The organism is Pseudomonas sp. SWI7 (assembly GCF_006351945.1).
In the GTDB taxonomy this organism is placed as follows: Bacteria; Pseudomonadota; Gammaproteobacteria; order Pseudomonadales; family Pseudomonadaceae; genus Aquipseudomonas; species Aquipseudomonas fulva.
Window position 1 is genome coordinate 3,538,390 of sequence record NZ_CP040930.1, and the last position, 21,123, is coordinate 3,559,512.

18 protein-coding genes are annotated in these 21,123 nt (G+C 62.3%); 10 read left to right on the forward strand and 8 right to left on the reverse strand.

Translation table 11 applies throughout. The features are described 5' to 3' along the window. Positions 1–44: 44 nt before the first annotated feature. Complete coding sequence (locus FH041_RS16205) at positions 45–1,364, reverse strand: OprD family porin (RefSeq protein WP_059183459.1); 1,320 nt, start codon at positions 1,362–1,364, stop codon at positions 45–47. A gap of 459 nt (positions 1,365–1,823) precedes the next feature. On the opposite strand from FH041_RS16205, the gene FH041_RS16210 reads away from it, so the two are divergent. Beyond that, the gene (locus FH041_RS16210; RefSeq protein WP_140174868.1) at positions 1,824–3,926 is read left to right on the forward strand and encodes a TonB-dependent siderophore receptor; all 2,103 of its coding nucleotides are present in this window, start codon (positions 1,824–1,826) and stop codon (positions 3,924–3,926) included. A gap of 449 nt (positions 3,927–4,375) precedes the next feature. On the opposite strand, the gene aguA is transcribed toward FH041_RS16210, so the two are convergent. Continuing rightward, positions 4,376–5,482, reverse strand: a complete 1,107-nt coding sequence (aguA, locus tag FH041_RS16220) for an agmatine deiminase (RefSeq protein WP_027914102.1) — start codon at positions 5,480–5,482, stop codon at positions 4,376–4,378. A gap of 267 nt (positions 5,483–5,749) precedes the next feature. Here aguA and rfbC point away from each other — a divergent pair, with 267 nt between their 5' ends. The 4 genes from rfbC to FH041_RS16240 are packed head-to-tail and all read left to right on the forward strand — an operon-like array spanning position 5,750 to position 10,007. Continuing rightward, a complete protein-coding gene (gene rfbC / locus FH041_RS16225; protein WP_023535751.1) occupies positions 5,750–6,295 on the forward strand; it encodes a dTDP-4-dehydrorhamnose 3,5-epimerase in 546 nt (181 codons plus the stop codon). A gap of 42 nt (positions 6,296–6,337) precedes the next feature. After that, entirely contained in the window at positions 6,338–8,152 is a 1,815-nt protein-coding gene (locus tag FH041_RS16230) for an ATP-binding protein (RefSeq protein WP_140174870.1), read from the forward strand. After that, on the forward strand, positions 8,149–9,552 hold the full coding sequence (locus FH041_RS16235) for a sigma-54 dependent transcriptional regulator (protein WP_140174872.1): 1,404 nt from the start codon (positions 8,149–8,151) through the stop codon (positions 9,550–9,552). Before FH041_RS16230 ends, FH041_RS16235 begins: the two co-directional genes overlap by 4 nt. After that, positions 9,552–10,007: a YiiD C-terminal domain-containing protein gene (locus FH041_RS16240; RefSeq protein ID WP_027914106.1), complete on the forward strand. Its 456-nt coding sequence runs from the start codon at positions 9,552–9,554 to the stop codon at positions 10,005–10,007. Before FH041_RS16235 ends, FH041_RS16240 begins: the two co-directional genes overlap by 1 nt. A gap of 132 nt (positions 10,008–10,139) precedes the next feature. Here FH041_RS16240 and cysQ read toward each other — a convergent pair whose 3' ends face one another. Together cysQ and nudE are read right to left on the reverse strand one after the other, a co-directional pair. Beyond that, complete coding sequence (cysQ, locus tag FH041_RS16245; RefSeq protein WP_111475932.1) at positions 10,140–10,958, reverse strand: 3'(2'),5'-bisphosphate nucleotidase CysQ; 819 nt, start codon at positions 10,956–10,958, stop codon at positions 10,140–10,142. Then, positions 10,955–11,521, reverse strand: a complete 567-nt coding sequence (gene nudE / locus FH041_RS16250; protein ID WP_023535727.1) for an ADP compounds hydrolase NudE — start codon at positions 11,519–11,521, stop codon at positions 10,955–10,957. The genes cysQ and nudE overlap by 4 nt, the downstream gene beginning before the upstream one ends. A 63-nt stretch (positions 11,522–11,584) precedes the next feature. Between nudE and yrfG the strand changes: the two genes are divergently transcribed. Continuing rightward, positions 11,585–12,247 carry a GMP/IMP nucleotidase gene (yrfG, locus tag FH041_RS16255; RefSeq protein WP_140174874.1) on the forward strand — a complete coding sequence of 221 codons (663 nt, stop codon included), beginning with the start codon at positions 11,585–11,587 and terminating at the stop codon, positions 12,245–12,247. Positions 12,248–12,306: 59 nt separating this feature from the next. Here the strand turns inward: yrfG and lysM are convergent, their stop codons facing one another. Beyond that, positions 12,307–12,747 (reverse strand): peptidoglycan-binding protein LysM, encoded by a 441-nt coding sequence (lysM, locus tag FH041_RS16260; RefSeq protein WP_027914110.1) that lies wholly within the window; start codon positions 12,745–12,747, stop codon positions 12,307–12,309. A gap of 192 nt (positions 12,748–12,939) precedes the next feature. On the opposite strand from lysM, the gene fdhD reads away from it, so the two are divergent. From fdhD to FH041_RS16275, 3 genes are all read left to right on the forward strand, one after another. Continuing rightward, entirely contained in the window at positions 12,940–13,770 is an 831-nt protein-coding gene (gene fdhD, locus FH041_RS16265; RefSeq protein WP_049696771.1) for a formate dehydrogenase accessory sulfurtransferase FdhD, read from the forward strand. 5 nt (positions 13,771–13,775) lie between these two features. Continuing rightward, entirely contained in the window at positions 13,776–16,121 is a 2,346-nt protein-coding gene (locus FH041_RS16270) for an FdhF/YdeP family oxidoreductase (RefSeq protein WP_028688177.1), read from the forward strand. 195 nt (positions 16,122–16,316) lie between these two features. Then, positions 16,317–16,796, forward strand: a complete 480-nt coding sequence (locus FH041_RS16275) for a glycine zipper domain-containing protein (RefSeq protein ID WP_027914113.1) — start codon at positions 16,317–16,319, stop codon at positions 16,794–16,796. A 229-nt stretch (positions 16,797–17,025) separates the two neighbouring features. Here FH041_RS16275 and FH041_RS16280 read toward each other — a convergent pair whose 3' ends face one another. From FH041_RS16280 to hslO, 3 genes are all read right to left on the reverse strand, one after another. Beyond that, positions 17,026–17,463 carry a thioesterase family protein gene (locus FH041_RS16280; protein WP_104925699.1) on the reverse strand — a complete coding sequence of 146 codons (438 nt, stop codon included), beginning with the start codon at positions 17,461–17,463 and terminating at the stop codon, positions 17,026–17,028. A 135-nt stretch (positions 17,464–17,598) separates the two neighbouring features. After that, complete coding sequence (locus FH041_RS16285; RefSeq protein WP_023535742.1) at positions 17,599–19,140, reverse strand: phosphoenolpyruvate carboxykinase; 1,542 nt, start codon at positions 19,138–19,140, stop codon at positions 17,599–17,601. A 179-nt stretch (positions 19,141–19,319) separates the two neighbouring features. Then, on the reverse strand, positions 19,320–20,219 hold the full coding sequence (hslO, locus tag FH041_RS16295) for an Hsp33 family molecular chaperone HslO (protein ID WP_027914116.1): 900 nt from the start codon (positions 20,217–20,219) through the stop codon (positions 19,320–19,322). Between the two features lie 105 nt (positions 20,220–20,324). On the opposite strand from hslO, the gene FH041_RS16300 reads away from it, so the two are divergent. Next, positions 20,325–21,119 carry a phosphatase PAP2 family protein gene (locus FH041_RS16300; RefSeq protein ID WP_027914117.1) on the forward strand — a complete coding sequence of 265 codons (795 nt, stop codon included), beginning with the start codon at positions 20,325–20,327 and terminating at the stop codon, positions 21,117–21,119. Positions 21,120–21,123: the final 4 nt, after the last annotated feature.

Sequence of the window (21,123 nt, forward strand, 5' to 3'; positions counted from 1 at the left end):
CAGCGGCGCACGCGGTGCGAAGGTGGCCTGCGTGGGTGACCGGATCAGAAGATGCTGATCGGGTACTCGACGAATACGCGGACTTCGTTGCCGTCGTCGTTGTAACCGTTCTGGCGCACGGCATTGTTGGTACGCAGGAACGAGCTGCGCAGCTTGACCGACAGGTCCTTGGCAGGGCCTTCCTGTACCACGTAGCGGATCTGGTTGAAGATCTCGCGCTCCTTGCCTTCGCCGAAGCCCTGTGGGTTGGCGACATTGCGGGTGTTGATGTTGTCACCCACCACGTAGGCCAGTTTGTAGGTCAGGCCAGGGATGCCGTAGGCACCGAAGTCCAGGCCATAGCCCAGCTGCCAGGAACGCTCGTCCTCGGCATTGAAGTCGGACCAGTAGGAGTTGGCCAGGAAGATGGTCGAGCCACCGTCACCCACGCCGCCCTGGTTCTGGTACCAGCCGTAGTTGTAGCCGGTGCTGCCAGTGCTGCGCTGGTGAGCGAGGGTGAACGAGTGGGCGCCGTAGGCGTAGGTGGCGGCCAGGCTCCAGATGGTGTTCGAGTCGCCGTTCAGGCCCGCTTCACGCACGTACTTGTTGTCGATGTTCGACTTGTAGCCGTTGAAGTCCAGGGTCAGGGACTGGTTCTCGGCAATGGCGTAGACGTAGTTCAAGCCCAGGTAGTGCTTCTTCATCACGTCTTCGGTGTCGGCGGTGTACAGCGACGCGGTGAAGTTGTCGTTGAACTTGTAGCTACCGCCCAACACGTTGATCGACTTCAGACCACCGCCATCGCGACGTTCGGCGCTCTTGCGCGCTTCCTGGGTGAAGCGACCGGCGTTCAGTTCCAGGCCTTCGATTTCCTTGGAGGTGATCAGGGTGCCGGTGAAGCTTTCCGGCAGCAGGCGCGCATCGTCGTACTGGAGCACTGGCAGGGCGGGCATCTGGTCACCGTACTTGAGCACGGTGTTGGAAATGCGGAACTTCACGGCGGCACCGGCACGGGCCAGGTTGTGCGGCGAACGGGCATTGCCATCGGCGTTGGTGGTGTCGTGCGGCTTGAAGAAGTCGACGCCGCCACCACCGTTGTGGCCCTTGCCGCCGTCCAGGCGCAAGGCGTACAGGCCGAATGCATCGACGCCGACCCCGACGGTGCCCTGGGTGAAGCCGGACGAGAAGTTACCGATGAATGCCTGGCCCCACTCGATCTGGTCATCGGTGCCGTGCTTCTTGTCACGGTTGATGTAGGCGTTGCGCAGAAGGACGTTGGCGTGGCTGTCCTCGATGAAGCCGTTGCTGGCGGCCTGGTCATTGGCCTGGGCCTGGGTCGCGGCGATCATCGCCAGGGCGACCAGGCTGATCCTGGTATTCAACATGTTATTTTCCTTATTTCTTGATCGAAAACGCGCTGCGTAATGACGCCATGAACCAACGCCCCTTCGTAGGTTCGACGCTATGCAGGTTCTGCCAAAAGCCCCTTTGCCGGTAAACGCGGCCGGCCTGGCAACAGCATGGCCAAACGGATTGGCCAGCAGGCGTGGCCGAATCCTAGCGGCGTGCGATTACAAATGTCAAAAAAACGTGAAATTCAGGTTGATATAACTAAAAACCGAGCGCTCATGAGGCATTTTCTTTAGAACTAAAGCTGTAGGAGGATATTCCTTCTTGATATGGAAAACTCATCCTGATCAAGGCGACAAGTTCCCTTGGCAGGCCTTCGTAATTAGTTACAAAGTGATACAAACGTAAAAATCCAGGGTTCAGAATAGGCGAGCATTAGTAAATAGCACCCATTATCATTCGCACCTTCATTATTGCTCGGTCGAACGTGCGCCATGCTTGCCCCTTCTCGCCTCGCTCCTATCACGCTCTCCATTTCATGCCTGCTGGCTGCCAGCCCCACAAGCGCTGCCACCACCACCCTACCTGAGCTGTCCGTCACCGCCGAAAGCGAGCGGGAAAAAGACAACCCGCGGGTGCGTGAGGTCGGTACCGCGACTCGAACCGCCACTGCCGTGCGCTCCGTGCCGCAGGCGGTGGATACGGTAAAGACGTCGCAGGTGCTGGACTACGGCAGCGACACGCTGGGCAAAGCGCTCGAGGGTATCCCCAACGTCAGCAGTGGTGCCGACACGCGCTTCGACAGCGTACGCATTCGCGGCTTCGAAGCCGGCAATGACTTCTATCTGGACGGCGTGCGCGATGACAGCCAGTACATCCGCGACCTGCACAGCATCGAACGGGTCGATCTACTCAAAGGCCCGGCGGCCGTGCTGTATGGGCGGGGCGGCCAGGGGGGTATCGTCAACCGCATCAGCAAGGCGCCCGAGGCAGGCCGTCGCTCTACCCTGGAGGCACGGGCAGCCAGCGAGGATCTGCGCAGCCTGTATGCCGACCTGAGCGCAGACCCCAGCGACACGGTCAGCCTGCGCCTGAACATGGGTAACCAGGACAACAACAGCTTCCGTGACGGTATCGACGGTAGCCGCCAGCTGTTCGCACCCTCGGTCAGCTGGCAGGTCACGCCGCAGCTGAACTGGCTGGTGCAATACGAGTACAGCCGCTTCAACCGCACGCCGGACCGCGGTATCCCCGGCGTCGATGGCCGCCCGGCGAACGTCAGCCGCAGCACGACCTACGGCGATACACAGCGTGACTTCATCGATGATCGGGCGCAGTCCTTGCGCTCACGCCTGAACTACGAGCTCAACGATGCGTGGCAACTGCGTCACACCCTGAGCCTGTTCAAGCTCGACAGCGAATTCGACAACACCTACCCCACCGCCTATAACCCCAGCAATGGCACGGTGACGCGTCAGCGCTGGCAGCAGGACCTGAACACCCGCAACCTGTTCAACACCCTGGAAGCCGAAGGCACCTTTGACACACTAGGCCTGGGGCACACGCTGTTGCTGGGCCTGGAGTTCGGCAGCCAACGCCGCGACCCTACCTTGTATACCGCGGCTGCGGCAAACGCCGGCGGGCGGCCCGTGCCGCCGCTGGACCTGTACGACCCTGACCGGAGCAAGCAGCACGACGGTCGCATGGTGATGTCCAGCAACAACCACACCGTGGTGCAAAGCCGTGGCTTGTACCTGCAAGACCAGCTTCGCCTGAACGATCAATGGCAGCTGCTGGCAGGCGTGCGCTTCGATGAATTCGACGTGGAGACCACCAACAAGGTGCGCAGCCTGTCCGAAAAACAGAGCAGCCGGACCACCAGCCCTCGCATAGGGATCGTGTACACCCCGTGGCAGGATCACTCGTTCTACGCATCATGGAGCAAGACCTTCTCGCCGGTAGGCGGTGGCCTGATCGGCATCACGCCGGGCGCCCCGGGCAACAGCAACGAGACGGCACCCGAGCTGACCCGGCAAAAGGAAGTTGGCGTGAAGAGCGACTGGTTCGACCAGCGCCTGACCACCACCCTGGCGGTCTATGAACTGGAGCTTTACAACCGTCGTACCCGCGACCCGCTTAATCCGGAAATCACCTTGCTCAGCGGCCTTCAGCGCTCGCGCGGCATTGAGTTGACCGCCACGGGCAATGTGATCGGCAACTGGTACGTGCGCGGCGGGGTTGGCTTGCAGGATGCCACCATCGTCAAGGACAACAACGGCCAGCAAGGTAACCGGATCAATGACGTGGCCAAGCGTAACGCCAGCCTGTTCGTCACCTGGAAGCCAGAACTGGGCTGGTACGCCGAAACAGGCCTGACGCTGGTCGGTCAGCGGTATGCCGACAACCAGAACACCACGGTGCTGCCAGGTTATGGCCGCTGGGATGCGCTGGCCGGGTACCGCACCCAGGCGTGGGATGTGCGGGCGGCGCTGAGCAACATTGCCGACCGGACATACTACAGTTCGGCGACCAGTGCAGCGCAGATCCAGGTCGGCGACCCCCGCAGCCTGGTCGTCACAGGCACCTACAGCTTCTGAACGTCAGCAGGGGCAGCCTTTGCGGGGCTGCCCCTGCCAGTGTGGTACAGGGTTTGAGCAACGTTGGGTCGCGGCTAACGCCACACCGCCATCAACGCATGAAACTCCGCCTCGCTGATCAGTCCTTCAGGGTAGCGCCCGGCAAGTAGCCGTCGTGGGTCGGTCGTCCTGACCCTGCTGCTTCCATGGTGCTTCAACCACGTCGCCAAACGCTCGAGCGATGCTTGGTCTATTGCCAATGGGCGCAATGCCGACTCACTTGCTGCATTCATTTCTACACGTACTCCTGGCCCGTGAGCAGCTAACCTACGCAAGTAGTGTTACAAGCAGGTAACCCGGTTACATCAGGCTATCTGCTTGAAAAACAATACAAAAGCTATGCCACTGCAGGTGCCAGGCGTCGCTGGGCGGTTGTGCGCGTGCGCGTCCTCACCACGCGCCACGAACCATCAACGGTGCACAGGCGCCGGCTGCTGCTGGGTCAGGCAATGGATGTTACCGCCACCCAACAGCAATTCCCGTCCAGGGATCATCACCACCTCGTGATCAGGGAATATGCTCGACAGTATGGCCTTGGCCTCGGCATCGGCCGGGTCGTCGAAGCTCGGCGCGATGATGCCGCCGTTAACGATCAGGAAGTTGACGTACGAGCCTGCCAGACGCACCGAAGGGTCACGCTCCTGGCTGCCCGACACCTGGTCGACGCCGGCACATTCTTCTTCGGTGGCGTACAGCGGCCCGGGAATCGGCATCTTGTGCACGACGAAGGCCCGCCCCTTGGCGTCGCGGGTGGTCTGCAGCACTTCCATGGCCGCGTGGCAGCGCGCGTAGTTGGGGTCGTTCACGTCATCTGTCCAGGCCAGTAACACTTCGCCAGGGCGCACGTAACAGCAGAAGTTGTCGACATGGCCATCGGTCTCGTCGTTGTACAGGCCGTCCGGCAGCCACACCACGGTATCGACCGCGAGGTTGTCGCGCAGCACGGTTTCGATCTGCTCGCGGTTCAGGTGCGGATTACGGTTGTGGTTCAACAGGCACTCTTCGGTGGTGATCACCGTGCCTTCGCCGTCCACATGGATCGAGCCGCCTTCGAGCACGAACCCTTCGGTGCGATAACGCTGGCAGCGCTCCATCTCCAGCACCTTGCCAGCCAATGCCTCGTCCCGGTTCCACGGTGCATACAGTCCACCCTCGAAGCCACCCCAGGCGTTGAAATCCCAGTCCACGCCACGCACTTCGCCGTTGTCGTTGACCACGAAGGTGGGGCCGGTGTCACGCACCCAGGCATCGTCGCTGCCCAGTTCAACGACCCGGATATTGGGCTGGTCCAGCAGGCGACGCGCGTTTTCATACTGGCCCGCCGAGACGCCCACGGTGACCGGCTCGAAGCGCGCGATCGCCTTGGCCAAGGTGACATGGGCCGCCTGCGCCGGCTTACCGCCCAGTCGCCAGTTATCCGGCCGCTCTGGCCAGACCATCCAGACCTGGGTTTGCGGGGCCCATTCGGCGGGCATGTGGAAACCATCGGCACGTGGCGTGGAAGTGAGGGTTTTCATCGTTGACCTCTGTCATGGCCCTGCCCGGAAGGGTGTGGGCGTAAAAAGCGTTTATAACCGATATAAATCCATCTTTAAACAGAATAGCGTTCGAGCAGGCGCATAATATACGGATTATATTTCGATAATAATCGGCAAATACGTGACGCTCGTCGTGCGCAACCTAACCCTAGCAGTGTTCAGACCGTTGTCGGGCGCTCTTCTGGACAGGACAAGCACGCGTCTGCCAGCTAGGGTCATAACGCATAGCCTGCAGAGTGTTTCCCGATGAACGTGATACCCACTGCCCTCCCCGAAGTGCTGATCATCGAACCCAAGGTCTTCGGCGACAGCCGAGGTTTTTTTTTCGAGTCTTTCAACGCCCGCGAGTTTGCCCGGCTGACCGGCGCCGAGGTCGAGTTCGTCCAGGACAACCACTCGCGCTCCGGCCGGGGCGTGCTGCGTGGGCTGCATTATCAGGTGGCCAATACCCAAGGCAAGCTGGTGCGCGTGGTACAGGGCGAGATCCGCGATGTGGCCGTGGACGTGCGCAGGCACTCGCCAACATTCGGTCAGTGGGTGGCGGTGCACCTGTCGGCGGAAAACCATCGTCAGTTGTGGATCCCGGCAGGCTTTGCCCATGGCTTTGCGGTGATGGGCGATTCGGCGGAGTTTCTGTACAAGACCACCGACTACTACAATCCCCAGGCTGACCGCTGCATCCGCTGGGACGACCCGACGCTGGCCATTGACTGGGGCCTGCAACAGCCGCCTGTGCTGTCAGACAAGGACAAGGTGGGCGTGTCGTGGGCAGAAGCACAAGTGCTGCCTTAACTAGCGCATAATTGCATCAGACTTTTCTGACGCAATGATGTGATGATCGCCAAGAACACCCCTCCTCGCCGCCCCCGTTGGCGCAGCCTGGCCTTACTGGCGCTGTGCCTGGTGCCGCTGCTATGGCCGCTGCATCACCTGGCCGAGCGCTATTACCGGCAAGAACTGGCCTCGCAGAACCGGCAGACCCTCGACCTCTATGTCGCCAACCTGCTGGGGACGCTGCACCGCTATGAAACCTTGCCGCAGATCCTTGGCGATTTGCCGGCCTTGCGCGGGGTGCTGGCCGATCCGTTCCGCCTGGAGGCGGTCACCAATGCCAACCGCCTGCTGAAAAACATCGTGCAGCAGACCGGCGCCGAGGTGATGTACCTCATGGACGTCAGCGGCAACACCTTGGCGGCGTCCAACTGGGACAAACACGACAGCTTCGTGGGGCGTAACTTCGCATTTCGCCCTTACTTCAACGAAGCCATGGCCGGGCACCTCGGTCGTTTCTTCGGCCAGGGCACCACGTCTGCAAAGCGGGGGTATTTCTTTGCCGCCGCCGTGCGCGACGGCGAACGCATCGTCGGTGTGCTGGTGGTGAAGGTCGACCTCGATCATACCGAGACCTTGTGGGGCCGCACGCCCGAGCAACTGCTGCTGACCGATCACAACGGCGTGGTCATCCTCACGTCACGCCCGGAGTGGCGTTTTCGCGCCACCCGTCCGCTGACCGCGGCCGAGCGCCAGGCCATCATCGCCATCCAGCCGTACCCGACCCAGGCACCCCAGCCGCTGGTGATCAGTGACGATGCCTGGATCACCCAGACCCGGGCCATTCCAGAGACCGGCTGGCAGGTCAGCATCCTTGCCCCGCGCATCCTGGTGGACCGCGCCGCGCAGACGGTTACGGCCATCGGTGCCGGCGCTCTGCTGGTCATCGTGCTGCTGACTGGCCTGGTGATGCAGCGGCGCCGTCATTATATGGACCGCATCGACTTCGAGGCCCGTGGTCGTCAGCAGCTCGAACAGCGCGTGGCCGAGCGCACCGCCGACCTCGAAGGGCTCAACGCGCGCCTCAAAAGCGCCGTGCTCGAACGCGAAAATGCCCAGCAGGAGGCCGTGAGGGCTCAGGACGAACTGGTGCAGGCAGGCAAGCTGTCGGTGCTGGGCACCATGTCGGCGAGTATCAGCCATGAGCTCAACCAGCCCCTGGCAGCCATTCGCAGCTATGCGGAAAACGCCGAGATCCTGTTGGACCATCAACGTACCGAGGACGCGCGCGGCAACCTGAAACTGATCGGCGAACTGACCGGGCGCATGGCCTCGATCATTGCCCACCTGCGCGCCTTTGCCCGCCGTGACCGCCACGCGCCGGAAAGCGTAGCCCTGCAACCGGCCCTGGACGATGCCCTGGCCCTGCTCGCCAAACGTCGCCGGGCAATGGCGGTGGAGCTGGTGCGCGACCTGCCTGAAGCGACGCTTTGGGTACAGGCGGGCGAAACCCGCCTGCGTCAGGTATTGGGCAACTTGCTGGCCAATGCCCTGGACGCGCTGACCGAGAAGGCCAACCCGCGCCGGTTGTGGATAAGTGCAGAGCAGCAGGACGATTGCGTTTATCTCTCCATTCGCGACAACGGCCCCGGTTTCACCCGTCAGGCACTGGAGCATGCCAGAGAGCCCTTTTTCACCACCAAGACCCGCACCCAGGGGCTGGGCTTGGGCCTGGCCATCTGTGACAGCCTGATGCGCACCCTGGGGGGAGAACTGTTGCTGGCCAACCACCCCGAGGGCGGTGCGGTGCTGACCTTGAAAATGCGTGTAGCCCCGCCGGGTGCCACCTTGCCCAATTCAGAGGATTCTTCGGCATGAGCCCCGAGACACTGATCGACAGCCGCGCCCAGGTGATCCTGATCGACGACGACGCACACCTGCGCCAAGCCCTGAGCCAGACGCTGGACCTGGCCGGGCTCAAGGTCGTGGCACTGGCCGATGCCCACGGCCTGGCCGAGCGCATTCCAACAGATTGGCCGGGGGTTGTCGTCAGCGATATCCGTATGCCGGGCATCGACGGCCTGCAGCTGCTCGAGCAGCTGCATGGCCTGGACAGCGAACTGCCGGTACTGTTGATCACCGGGCACGGCGATGTCCCGCTGGCGGTACAAGCCATGCGCGCCGGTGCCTATGACTTCCTGGAAAAGCCCTTCGCCAGCGACGCCCTGCTCGACAGCGTACGCCGCGCCCTGGCACTGCGCCAATTGGTGCTGGAGAACCGTAGCCTGCGCATGGCTTTGAGCGACCGCCAGCAACTGGCCACGCGCCTGGTAGGCCAGTCCGCGGCCATGCAGCGCCTGCGCGAGCAGATCGGCGCACTGGCCGGCACGCGAGCGGACGTATTGATCCTGGGTGAGACCGGGGCTGGCAAGGAAGTGGTCGCCCGCGCCCTGCACGACCTGTCGAGCCGCCGGGACGGGCCCTTCGTGGCCATCAACGCTGGCGCTTTGGCCGAATCGGTGGTCGAGAGCGAGCTGTTTGGTCATGAGCCTGGCGCCTTCACGGGCGCGCAAAAACGCCGCATTGGCAAGTTCGAATTCGCCAATGGCGGGACGTTGTTCCTTGATGAAATCGAAAGCATGAGCCTGGATGTTCAGGTAAAGCTGTTGCGCATGCTGCAGGAGCGCGTCGTCGAGCGATTGGGTGGCAATCAGCTGATACCGCTGGATATCCGCATCATCGCCGCCACCAAGGAAGACCTGCGCCAGGCCGCCGATCAGGGCCGTTTTCGTGCGGACTTGTATTACCGCTTGAACGTGGCGCCCTTGCGTATTCCACCGCTGCGCGAACGTGGCGACGACATCCTGATGCTCTTCCAGCATTTCGCCGATGCGGCCAGCCAGCGCCATGGCCTGGGGCCGCACGCGCTGCAACCTGCGCAACGGGCCTTGCTGTTGCGCCATGACTGGCCGGGCAATGTGCGCGAACTGCAAAACGCGGCCGAACGCTTTGCCCTCGGGCTGGAGCTGGCACTCGATGGCCAGGCGCCGCCTGCAACCAACGCGCCCGCCCCCGTCACCGGCAACCTGAGCGAGCAAGTGGAGCACTTCGAGCGCTCGTTGATCACTGCCGAATTGGCCCAGCCTCATGGCTCGCTGCGTAGCCTGGCCGAAGCGCTGGGTGTTCCACGCAAGACGCTGCACGACAAGTTACGCAAGCATGGCCTGAGTTTCGAGGGCGGTGGCGGTGGCCACGACGACCATGAGGAAACCCGTTGATGAGCAAGCCGATTCACCCGCTGCAGACAGTGCTTCACGGCGATATTCCACTGACCCGGGAGATGGGCCTGGAGGTGCTGGACTGGCAAGGGCATACCCTGCGCCTGCAACTGCCATTGGCCGCCAACGTCAACCACAAGAACACCATGTTCGGTGGCAGCCTCTATTGCGCCGCGGTCCTGGCCGGCTGGGGCTGGTTGCACCTGCGGCTACAGGAGTTGGGCATCGATGATGGGCATATCGTCATTCAAGAGGGGCAGATCAGCTATCCGCTGCCGGTTACCGGCGCCGCCGTGGCCAGTTGCGCTGCACCGGACGAGAAGGCCTGGTCGCGGTTCCTGACAATGTACCAACGGCGTGGGCGGGCACGGCTGACGCTGGAAACGGCAGTGAGCAACGTGGGCAGTGATGAAGTGGCGGTGCTGTTCAGCGGGCAGTATGTGTTGCACAGGTGAGCGGCGGGGTGATCGCGAGTGATCAACTGTCAGTCTTGTGTGAAGGCGAGCATCTAAGGCCGCTTAGCGGCCCTTTCGGCCCTCAAACGATGAGCAGTTTTCAACACCCAACGCCGCGCTTACTCGCGTGAATCAAACAAGCGCAAGCAAGGCCTCTCGCCAACCAGCCCCCGCCGGCAGGGCCAGGAAGTAGGGATTGAGCAGCGATTCGCGCGCCGGATACTGGAAGGGTTGGCCGTCGACCTCGATCACCTCGCCCCCGGCACCTTCGACCACACCCTGAGCAGCCGCCGTGTCCCACTGGGAGGTCGGCGCCAAACGCGGGTAGCAGTCGGCGCTGCCTTCGGCCAGCAGGCAGAACTTCAGCGAACTGCCCACCGAAACCAAATCAAGCGGCCCCACCGCAGCACCCAACCCGTTCAGCAAAGCCTCTTGCCGAGGGCTGGAGTGCCGGCGGCTGGCAACCACGGTGAAAGGCGACCCGGCAGGCGGGGTGGCGCGCACCTGGATGGCCTGCGCGGTTTCACCCCGCTCCGCTCGCCAGGCACCCAGGGCCCGGCCGCCGAAATAGCAACGCCCCGAAGTGGGGATCGATACCACCCCGAACACCACCTCGCCCTGATCGATCAAGGCAATGTTGACCGTGAATTCCTCACTGCCGGCAATGAACTCCTTGGTGCCGTCGAGCGGGTCGACCAACCACCAACGGCGCCACTTCTGGCGCTCCACCAGTGGGATATCGCAGTCTTCTTCGGACAGAACGGGAATGTGCGGGGCCAGAGCCTGCAAGCCCTCTGCAATCACCTGGTGTGCAGCCAGGTCCGCAGCCGTGACGGGCGAGTCGTCGGCCTTGTTGACGACGGCCACATCGGCGCGCCAGAACGGCAGGATCGCCTCGCCCGCCGACAGCGCCAACGCCACCACGCCCTGCATCAATTGCTGATCGTTCATAGTGCCAGTACCCCGCGCTGGATCAGCAGGTCACGGGCCAGGTACAAGGCAGCCAGCGCGCGACCTTCGCTGAACTGCGGGTGCATGGCCAAGGCCGACAGCTCCCGCAGGTTGACCTTGTCCACGCCCATCGGCTCCGGCTCATCGCCTTCCAACCGTTCCTCATACAGGTCGGTGGCCAGCACCACCTGGATTTTCTGGCTCATGTAGCCCGGAGACAGGGAAAGCTCGGTCAGGTGCTCCAGTTGCCGTGCACCAAAGCCGGCTTCTTCCTTGAGCTCTCGGTCAGCTGCCGCCAGCACGTCCTCGCCGGGCTCGATCAGGCCCTTGGGTAGGGACAGTTCATATTCGTCAGTTCCACCGCAGTACTCTTCGACCAGGACCGCGTGCTCGGCATCGAGCATGGCCACGATCATCACCGCGCCATAACCGTTACCCCGGCCCACCAGCCGCTCGTAGGTGCGTTCCACGCCGTTGCTGAACCGCAACTCGACGGCCTCGACTCGGAACAGGCGGCTGCTAGCGACGATTTCGCGGCTGAGGACGGTAGGTTTCTGGCGCATGGGGGGCTCCTTGGCGTGAACGGGTTACTATACCGTGGCTTGCCGACCGAACGAGAGTTTCCCATGCCTGTTCTTCCCTGGTCCGCCATCGACACTGTCCTGCTGGACATGGATGGCACACTGCTCGACCTGCACTATGACAACCGCTTCTGGCTGGAGCACCTGCCGCAGCGCTATGCAGAACTGCACGGCGTGAGCCGGGCGATGGCGCAGCTGGAACTCGAACCGCTGTTCGAGCGCAACGCCGGCACGTTGAACTGGTACTGTCTGGACTTCTGGAGCCGTGAGCTGCGCTTGCCGATCCGCGAGCTCAAGCGCGAAATCGCCGACCTGATCGCCTTGCGACCCGATGCCGATACCTTTCTGGCCGCGATCAGCCAGGCAGGCAAGCGGGTAATCATGATCACCAATGCACACCGCGATTCACTGTCGCTCAAACTCGAGCGCATCGAACTGGCATCCTACTTCGACCGCATGATCAGCTCCCACGACTATGGGTTTCCCAAGGAAAGCCCGCAGTTCTGGGATGCCTTGCAAGCCGATATCGGCTTTGAACCTGCCCGCAGCCTGTTCATCGACGACACATTGCCCATCTTGCGCAGTGCCCGGCAATTCGGCGTGGGCCACTTGCTGGCGGTGCGTCAGCCGGACAGCCAGGCTCAGCCTCGGGATACCGCAGAGTTCGCAGCTGTCGAGGACTATCGGGAATTGCTGCACGGACTGTGAACGCAAACCCGCGCCATGGGCGCGGGTTGCGGTGACAAGCCTATAGACAGGCTTACCCGTTACTCGGGAATACGCAACACCTGGCCCGGGTAGATCTTGTTCGGATCCGACAGCATGGGCTTGTTGGCCTCGAAGATCTTCTGGTACTTGTTCGCATCGCCGTACACCCGCTTGGAGATGGCGCTCAGGGTATCGCCCTTCTCCACGGTCACGAAGCGCGCAGCCTGGGCTACTGGGCCGGTGACGGTGATCTGATCGTCGACGCTGGCCACACCTTCAATGTTGCCGGCTGCCAGAATGATCTTCTCTTTCTCTTCCTGGCTCGCTACCTCGCCCTTGAGGGTGACTGTGTCGCCTTCCACGGTGGCGGTGATGTTGGGGTTACCCAACCCGACGTTTTCAACGTGCTTTTTCAACTGCTCCTCGGCCTTGGCATTGCCGGGGGTTAGCAGATCGATCAACTTCTCGCCTGCTTCCTTCACAAAGCTGAATAGACTCATGACGCTCTCCTTGTTGATGTGAAACCGTTGGACAGTGAAGTCTAGGCCATGACTCAGTCAGTCATCGCACTGCGACCTATCGACGCGGTCTATCACGGCATAGACCCTAGCAATTAGACGTCGCCGGCGGGCAAGCCTAGGCTTGTAGCCTCAGTAAGCCGGCGCCCAATCGCCGATCAAGAGCACGCCTGGATGAACAGCAAGCCACCGTTCTGTGCGGCCTCGTTACCGTTAGCCCTGCCCGCCGCCAGCACTACCTATGATTACGTCCAGCTCGGCGATGGCCAGCCTGGCAGCACGCCACTGGCCGAAGAAGTCGCCCTGGCGATCGTGTACAACGGCCTGAACCAGGCCGTCATGCTCGTCAGCCCGACCGACCTGGAAGATTTTGCCGTTGGTTTTAGTGTGGGCAGCGGCATCGTTGAAAGCACCGCCGAAATCTACGACGTCAAACTGTCGGGAAGTGGCGCGTCGATGTACGCGGACCTGGAAATCTCCAGCCGCGCTTTCTGGAACCTGAAGAACCAACGCCGCCAGCTGGCCGGCACCAGCGGCTGTGGCCTGTGCGGCGTCGAAGCCCTGGAGCAGGCGCTGCCGGACCTGGCCAAGCTGCCCGGCGCCCCGTTGCCGCCTGCACAGTGGCTGGTCGGCCTGCGCCAGCGCATCGACGCCTTCCAGCCGCTGGGCCAGCACTGCGGCGCCGTGCATGCGGCCTTGTTCATGGACCGCCATGGCGAACTGCTGCTGGGCCGCGAAGACATTGGCCGGCACAACGCCCTCGACAAGCTCATTGGCGCACTGCTGCGCCAGGGCATCGACAGCGACGGAGGCCTGGCCATCGTCACCAGCCGTTGCAGCCTGGAACTGATCCAGAAAGTACTGCGCGCCGGCATCCAGACCCTGGTCAGCCTGTCGGCACCAACGGGCCTGGCCCTGCAATGGGCACGCAGGCACAACCTCAACCTCATTCATTTGCCCAAACACAGCGCACCGCGGGTCTACAGCCCGGCGGCGGAGTCGTAACAGCCGTGACCTCGTACCAGCCTATTCCGAAAAACGCCCCAGCCTCTTCCCCTCGCTACAAGCCCTACCACGGCCCTGCCGGCGGCTGGGGTGCACTGCGCAGCGTGGCCAAAGCCTGGGTTGGCAGCGACAACCCGCTGAAGAACATCCGCGCCCTGCTCAAGACCAACCAGAACGGTGGCTTCGATTGCCCGGGTTGCGCCTGGGGCGACTCGCCCGAAAGCGGCATGGTCAAGTTCTGCGAAAACGGCGCCAAGGCCGTCAACTGGGAAGCCACCAAACGCCGCGTGGACGCCGCCTTCTTCGCCCGCTACAGCGTTACCTCGTTGTTGCAACAAAGCGACTACTGGCTGGAGTACCAAGGCCGACTGACCGAACCGATGGTGTACGACGCCGCCAGTGATCGCTACCAGCCCATCAGCTGGGACGCCGCGTTCGCCCTCATCGGCCGAGAGCTGAACAAGCTCGCAAGCCCTGACCAGGCCGAGTTCTATACCTCCGGGCGCGCCAGCAACGAAGCGGCGTACCTGTACCAGCTCTTCGTGCGCGCCTACGGCACCAACAATTTTCCGGACTGCTCGAACATGTGCCACGAGGCCAGCGGTGTGGCGCTGGGGCAGAGCGTCGGGGTGGGCAAGGGCACCGTCACGTTCGAGGATTTCGAGCACGCCGATGCCATCTTCGTCTGGGGCCAGAACCCGGGCACCAACCATCCTCGCATGCTGGACCCGCTGCGCGATGCGGTGAAACGCGGTGCGCAGGTGGTGTGCATCAACCCGCTCAAGGAGCGTGGTCTGGAACGCTTCCAGCACCCGCAAAACCCGCTGGAGATGCTGACCAACAGCGACCGCCCCACCAACACCGCGTTCTTCCGCCCGGCGCTGGGTGGCGACATGGCCATGCTGCGCGGCATGGCCAAGTTCGCCCTGCAATGGGAGCGTGAAGCGCAAGCCAAGGGCGAGCCGGCGGTCTTCGACCACGCCTTCATCGCCGAGCACGGGCACGGCCTGGACGACTACCTGGCGGTGGTCGATGCCACGCCGTGGGCGCATATCCAGCAGCAGTCGGGCTTGGCACTCGAAGACATCGAACTGGCCGCTCGTATGTACTGCCGGAGCCAGCGCGTGATCATGTGCTGGGCCATGGGCATCACCCAGCACCGTCACTCGGTGCCGACCATCCAGGAACTGGTCAACCTGCAAATGCTGCGCGGCAACATCGGCGCGCCAGGGGCCGGATTGTGCCCGGTTCGCGGTCACAGCAACGTGCAGGGCGACCGCACCATGGGTATCAACGAGCGTCCGCCTGCCGCCCTGCTCGACGCCATCGAAGCGCGCTTCGGCTTCCCGGTGCCGCGCAAGAACGGGCACAACACCGTCGAAGCCATCCATGCCATGCTCCAGGGGCACGCCAAGGTGTTCATCGGGCTAGGCGGCAACTTCGCCCAGGCCACACCTGACACCGAGCGCACCGCGCGGGCGCTGCGCAACTGCGAACTGACCGTGCACATCAGCACCAAGCTCAACCGCAGCCACCTGGTTCACGGCAAGCAGGCGCTTATTCTGCCATGTCTGGGCCGCACCGATATCGATATGCAAGCGGACGGGCCTCAGGCGGTCACCGTCGAAGACTCGTTCAGCATGGTCCATGGCTCCAACGGCCAGCTCAAGCCACTGTCCCGGCAGATGCGGTCCGAACCTGCGGTCATCGCTGGCATCGCTGCAGCCACCCTGGGCAAACACCCTGTGGACTGGCAATGGCTAGTGGCCGACTACGACCGCATTCGAGCCCTGATCGCCGACACTATTGCAGGCTTCGCTGATTTCAATCAGCGCATGCGCCAGCCTGGGGGGTTCTATCTGGGTAATAGCGCCGCCCGGCGCGAGTGGGCCACGGCCAATGGCCGCGCCAACTTCAAGGCCAACCTGCTGCCAGACTCCCTGATCGACGAGCGTGTACGTAACAGCGGCCAGGTGCCGGACTTGGTACTGCAATCGATGCGCTCGCACGATCAGTACAACACCACCATCTATGGCCTGGATGACCGTTACCGAGGCGTACGCGGCCAGCGCGACGTGTTGTTCGCCAACGAAGCCGACATTGTTCGGCTGGGCTTTGAGCCTGGCCAGAAGGTCGACATCGTTTCACTGTGGGGAGATGAGCATGTACGCCGCGTGCGCGGCTTCACTCTTCTGGCGTTCGACATACCTGCAGGGCAGGCAGCGGCCTATTATCCAGAAGTGAACCCGTTGGTGCCGCTGGAGAGCATTGGCGAGGGTAGTCATACACCCACGTCCAAGTTCATTGCGATCAAACTGGAACGCGCAGAGGACGACGGGCGAATACTCTGAATGAAAAAGCCCTGGTCCAATACAGGAGCAGGGCTGGGTCACAAGAGCATAAGACCGCAAAAAAAAGACAAAGTTTCACTTATAAATCAATGAGTTGACGAATTGTGTACAACCCGTGCAATTCGTCGGATATTCGTTGCCACTGGCTGCAGATAGAAGCACATTCGCCTCGTCATCACTCTGAGGCTCTCTTGAATGAAGAAGTACTCCTCGATTCTGTTGTTGTCTTTCAGCTTGCTCAGCGGCGTTGCCATGGCAGGCGGCTCCACCGAGGCCGGCATTGGCGGCGCATTGGGTGGGGTACTGGGCTCAGTCGTAGGCCAGTCCATCGGTGGTAGCACAGGCGGCGCCATAGGCGCAGGCCTGGGCGGCGCCGCCGGCAGTGCGGTGGGCGCCGACAAACGTCAGCGTGGCGAAGCGGCCATCGGCGGTGCGCTGGGCGCAGCAGGCGGCAACGTGGTGGGCCGTACCGTTGGCGGCACCACCGGCAGCTACATCGGTGCAGCCGCTGGCGGCGGCGCAGGCGGTGCCCTGGGCAACTACATGGGCAACAAGGCTGATCAGGATGATCGCCGCGACCATCGCCGCTACCGCCGCGACTACGACGACCGCCGTCACTGGGACCGTGGTCACCATTACGGCCACCGCAAGCACGGCCGTCATCGCCACCCTTGATGGGGCAGCGGTAACCGCTGCGCAAAGACCCCGCCTTGAGGCGTAATGCTGTTCACTTAAGCGTGTTGGGGCCGTTTCACGGCCCATCGCGGCACAAAGGCCGCTCCCACGATGCCCAGTGAGCCCGCTAACTCAAGCGTCACGCAGTCACTGTGCGAGCGGCCTTGTGCCGCGATGGGTCGCGGAGCGGCCCTAAATGAACAGCATTACGCCTTGAGGCGGGGTTTTTTCATGGGGCCTGCTCTGCAAGCGCCGCTAACCTGGCCGCCAACTGCGCCGGCAGTGCAACCGGCTGGCCACTGGCTCGGTCGATGAACACTTGCACCACCGTACCCGCCGCACAAGCCTGGGCTTCACCAGGACGATACAGCGCCAGCCGGTATTCCACGGTGCTCCCAGCCAGACGCGTCACACCCAGCGCAACCTCCAGTACGTCCGGAAAGCCCGGCAGGGCATAGAAGTCCGCCGCCGAGCTGACCACGAACGCCGCCAATGCGCCGTCGCGCAGATCCAGTCCGGCTTGCTCAATCAAAAAGGCCTGAATGGCCGTTTCGAAATAAGCATGCACGGTCGAGCCCGCGATATGGCCGTTGACGTCGTTGTCTTGCGCGCGGGTCAGGATCGGATGCACGTGAGAAAAGGCAGTGCGCTGAGGAGGCTGGATCATCGGGCAGGCTCGCGGTTTCACATTGGATGGACACAGTGAATCAGAAAATGAGCCGTTTGACCGAACCAACCTTTTTGAAGCTCCCAGCAAAAAGCCGCCTCGAAGGGCGGCTTTTTTACTACAACCTGCCTCAGCTTACAGCTGAGGACCCGCAGCCTTGATGGCATCGGACACATCGAACTTCTTGAAGTTTTCGATGAACAGGTTGGCCAGGCCCTTGGCGGCTTCGTCGTAGGCAGCCTTGTCAGCCCAGTTGGTGCGCGGGTTGAGCAGGTCAGTCTCGACGCCTGGTACCGACTTCGGTACGTCCAGGTTGATGATGTCCAGGTGCTCGGTTTCAGCACCGACCAACGCGCCGCTCTGGATGGCAGCGATCACGGCACGGGTGGTCGGAATGCTGAAGCGCTTGCCCACACCGTAGCCACCGCCCGTCCAGCCGGTGTTAACCAGGTAGACCTTGGAGTTGAAGCCGTTGATGCGCTTGATCAGCAGCTCGGCGTATTCACCAGCAGGACGCGGGAAGAACGGCGCGCCGAAGCAGGTGGAGAAGGTCGACTTGATGCCGCCGCCCGAGCCCATTTCGGTGGAGCCGACCAGCGCGGTGTAGCCGGACAGGAAGTGGTAGGCCGCCTGCTCGTTGTTCAGGATCGACACGGGAGGCAGTACGCCAGTCAGGTCGCAGGTCAGGAAGATGACCGCGTTCGGCTCGCCACCCAGGTTCGCCTCGGAGCGCTTGGCCACGTGCTCCAACGGGTAGGCGGCGCGGCTGTTCTGGGTCAGGCTGACGTCGCTGTAGTCGGCGTGCTTGTTGGCATCGAGCACGACGTTTTCCAGCACGGCGCCATGCTTGATGGCTTTCCAGATGACCGGCTCGTTCTTCTCGGACAGGTCGATGCACTTGGCGTAGCAGCCACCTTCCATGTTGAAGACGACACCTTCACCCCAACCGTGCTCGTCGTCACCGATCAGGTAACGGCTCTCATCAGCCGACAGCGTAGTCTTGCCGGTGCCGGACAGACCGAAGAACAGGGTGACATCACCCTCTTCGCCGATGTTGGCCGCGCAGTGCATTGGCAGTACGTCGGCAGCCGGCAGCAGGAAGTTCTGTACCGAGAACATGGCTTTTTTCATTTCGCCAGCGTAACGCATGCCAGCGATCAGCACTTTCTTCTGGGCGAAGTTGATGATCACGCAACCATCGGAGTTGGTGCCATCACGCTCAGGCTCGCAGACGAAGTTGGCGACGTTGAGGATCTGCCATTCGCCACGGCCAGCCGGGTTGAACTGCTCCGGGTTGATGAACAGGCAACGACCGAACAGGTTCTGCCAGGCCGTCTGGGTCGTCATCTTGACCGGCAGGTAGTGCTCGGCCGCCGCCCCTACGTGGACGTAGGAAACGAAGTGATCCTGGGCGTTGTTGAACGCCTCGACGCGGTCCCACAAGGCATCGAACTTGTCGGCCGGGAACTTGCGGTTGATCGGGCCCCAGGCGATGGCGTCCTGAGTGGAAGGTTCTTCGACGATGAAACGGTCAGCCGGGGAACGGCCGGTACGGTGGCCGGTCTCCACGACCAGTGCACCCGTGTCGGCTAGTACACCTTCACCGCGTTGCAGCGCTTCTTTTACCAGCTCATCGACGCTCAGGTCGGTGTACACGGTGTTGTTGGCTTGCGTCATGAGATACCCCATCCGGCCCGAGGCCGAGTGCTCCAAACGTTTTGTAGTCGTTTCAGAAAAACTACTACAGCGAAAAAAGTGGCCGGATTATGCCAGAAACGCCCAAAAAAAGTAGGCCCCTCCTGTCAGAACCGAGCTTTTGCGCAATTCGACAGGAGAATCTCCTGTAGTGAAACGTTTCAGTGAAGAGTTTCTGAGGCAGAGTCCGTGCCGCCGCCCGCAAAGAGCTGTGCGACATCGCTGGCATCGAAGAAATACCGCTCATTGCAGAACTGGCAGTCGATCTCCACCGTACCGCCGCATTCCTCCACCAGCGCCTTGGCATCGGCTTCGCCCAGGCTTACCAGCGCATTGCCGGAACGCTCGCGCGAGCAACTGCAATTGAAGCGCAGAGGCTGAATGTCGAACAGCCGCACGGCATCTTCGTGGTACAGGCGGTGAAGCAGGGTTTCGTTGGCTTCGTCCCACTCTTGCGGCTTGAGGGTCTTGGCCAGGGCCACTACATGCTGCCAGCTGTCCTCACGTTCCTCGTCATCAGGCTGACGGTCACGCGGCAGTTGCTGAAGCAGCAGACCACGGGCCTTGCCGGCCTCGGCGTGCAGCCAGAAACGCGTGTTCAGCTGTTGGGATTGCACGAAGTAGTTGGTGAAGCATTCCGAGAGGTCGGCGCCGTCTAGTTCGACAGTGCCCTGGTAGCGCTGGCCCCTGACCGGATCGATGGTCAGCGTCAGGTGCCCGCCTGGCATCAGCTCGGACAGGGTGGCATCGGCTGCAATCTGGTCAGCCTCGTAGCGGGCCATGCCACGGATGTCGCGGTCCCCGGAGCACTCGACCATCAGCAAGGGGATAGGCCCTGCCGAGCGCGCCTGCAGGATCAGCAGGCCGTCGAACTTGAGGGCACCGACCAGCAGCGCGGTGGCGGCCATCAGCTCGCCGAGCAAGGTCTTGACCGGCGCCGGGTACTCGTGACGCGCCAAAACCGCAGCGTAGCTGTCATCGAGAGACACCCACTCGCCGCGCACATCGCGCTCGTCGAAGATGAAACGTTGGGTGAAATCTGTATCTGGCAAATCGCTCATGGTTGTCTGGCTATCTGAAAATAATGACAAGATAATTGCCGGGATTTGCAATCCCGTCGTCGAGCGTTTCGGGCGCTCATTCCCGTTAGGAGATCGAGGTATCTTATGGACAATCGACCACTGTTCCAAGCGAGGTGGTCCTGGGGGCCATTGGTAGCCTGTACGCTACTGCCCATCGCACTACTGTGTTTCTGGTTATGGCCTGTTGGCCAGATGCTGTGCCTGGCATTCGACGAATGGCTGTTCCACAGCCTCAATGCACCGCTGGCTGAAAATACTGCCTGGCGCTACATCTGGACCGTCGGCAGCCTGCGCCCGTTCGACATCGTCGTCGGCCTGATCCTGCTGGCCACGCTGATCCGCGGCGACTGGGTGTTCAAGGCTGCCCAGGTTCGCCAGGCATTTTTCGGCTTTCTGGTCACGCTACTGCTCTTAGTGGTGATTCGGGCACTGTTTTCCAAGTGGGTCGACGCGGCCGGCTGGCAACACAACAGCCCGTCGATGATGCTCGATGGCGCCGTTCACCTGAGCGACTACTATCCACACCTGGAGGCAACCTGGGAGCTGAAGGACCGTTCCAGCAAGAGCTTCCCGGGCGATCATGCCTCGGTATTGCTCATCTGGGCGTTGTTCATGAGCGTCTTCAGCCGCCGCGTCGGGCAGTACCTGGTGATCTGGGGGCTGGCTGTGGTGTTCATGCTGCCACGCCTGGTCGCTGGCGCACACTGGGGCCAGGATGACTACATCGGCGGCCTGTTGATGGCGGTGCTGGCACTGGGCTGGAGCCTGTATACGCCCCTGGCGGCCAGAAGCAGTGCTGCGCTGGTGCGCTGGACCGCTCCGCTGTTCAGGCTGTTGGGCAGGTTGCCGCTGGTCGGCCGAATGGCCGTGTTGCGCTGAGGCC

Excerpts from the sequence above, each read along its gene's own strand:
- FH041_RS16205 (WP_059183459.1), bottom strand. The coding sequence starts at position 1,364 with ATGTTGAATACCAGGATCAGCCTGGTCGCCCTGGCGATGATCGCCGCG.
- FH041_RS16210 (WP_140174868.1), top strand. The coding sequence starts at position 1,824 with ATGCTTGCCCCTTCTCGCCTCGCTCCTATCACGCTCTCCATTTCATGC.
- aguA (WP_027914102.1), bottom strand. The coding sequence starts at position 5,482 with ATGAAAACCCTCACTTCCACGCCACGTGCCGATGGTTTCCACATGCCC.
- rfbC (WP_023535751.1), top strand. The coding sequence starts at position 5,750 with ATGAACGTGATACCCACTGCCCTCCCCGAAGTGCTGATCATCGAACCC.
- FH041_RS16230 (WP_140174870.1), top strand. The coding sequence starts at position 6,338 with ATGATCGCCAAGAACACCCCTCCTCGCCGCCCCCGTTGGCGCAGCCTG.
- FH041_RS16235 (WP_140174872.1), top strand. The coding sequence starts at position 8,149 with ATGAGCCCCGAGACACTGATCGACAGCCGCGCCCAGGTGATCCTGATC.
- FH041_RS16240 (WP_027914106.1), top strand. The coding sequence starts at position 9,552 with ATGAGCAAGCCGATTCACCCGCTGCAGACAGTGCTTCACGGCGATATT.
- cysQ (WP_111475932.1), bottom strand. The coding sequence starts at position 10,958 with ATGAACGATCAGCAATTGATGCAGGGCGTGGTGGCGTTGGCGCTGTCG.
- nudE (WP_023535727.1), bottom strand. The coding sequence starts at position 11,521 with ATGCGCCAGAAACCTACCGTCCTCAGCCGCGAAATCGTCGCTAGCAGC.
- yrfG (WP_140174874.1), top strand. The coding sequence starts at position 11,585 with ATGCCTGTTCTTCCCTGGTCCGCCATCGACACTGTCCTGCTGGACATG.
- lysM (WP_027914110.1), bottom strand. The coding sequence starts at position 12,747 with ATGAGTCTATTCAGCTTTGTGAAGGAAGCAGGCGAGAAGTTGATCGAT.
- fdhD (WP_049696771.1), top strand. The coding sequence starts at position 12,940 with ATGAACAGCAAGCCACCGTTCTGTGCGGCCTCGTTACCGTTAGCCCTG.
- FH041_RS16275 (WP_027914113.1), top strand. The coding sequence starts at position 16,317 with ATGAAGAAGTACTCCTCGATTCTGTTGTTGTCTTTCAGCTTGCTCAGC.
- FH041_RS16280 (WP_104925699.1), bottom strand. The coding sequence starts at position 17,463 with ATGATCCAGCCTCCTCAGCGCACTGCCTTTTCTCACGTGCATCCGATC.
- FH041_RS16285 (WP_023535742.1), bottom strand. The coding sequence starts at position 19,140 with ATGACGCAAGCCAACAACACCGTGTACACCGACCTGAGCGTCGATGAG.
- hslO (WP_027914116.1), bottom strand. The coding sequence starts at position 20,219 with ATGAGCGATTTGCCAGATACAGATTTCACCCAACGTTTCATCTTCGAC.
- FH041_RS16300 (WP_027914117.1), top strand. The coding sequence starts at position 20,325 with ATGGACAATCGACCACTGTTCCAAGCGAGGTGGTCCTGGGGGCCATTG.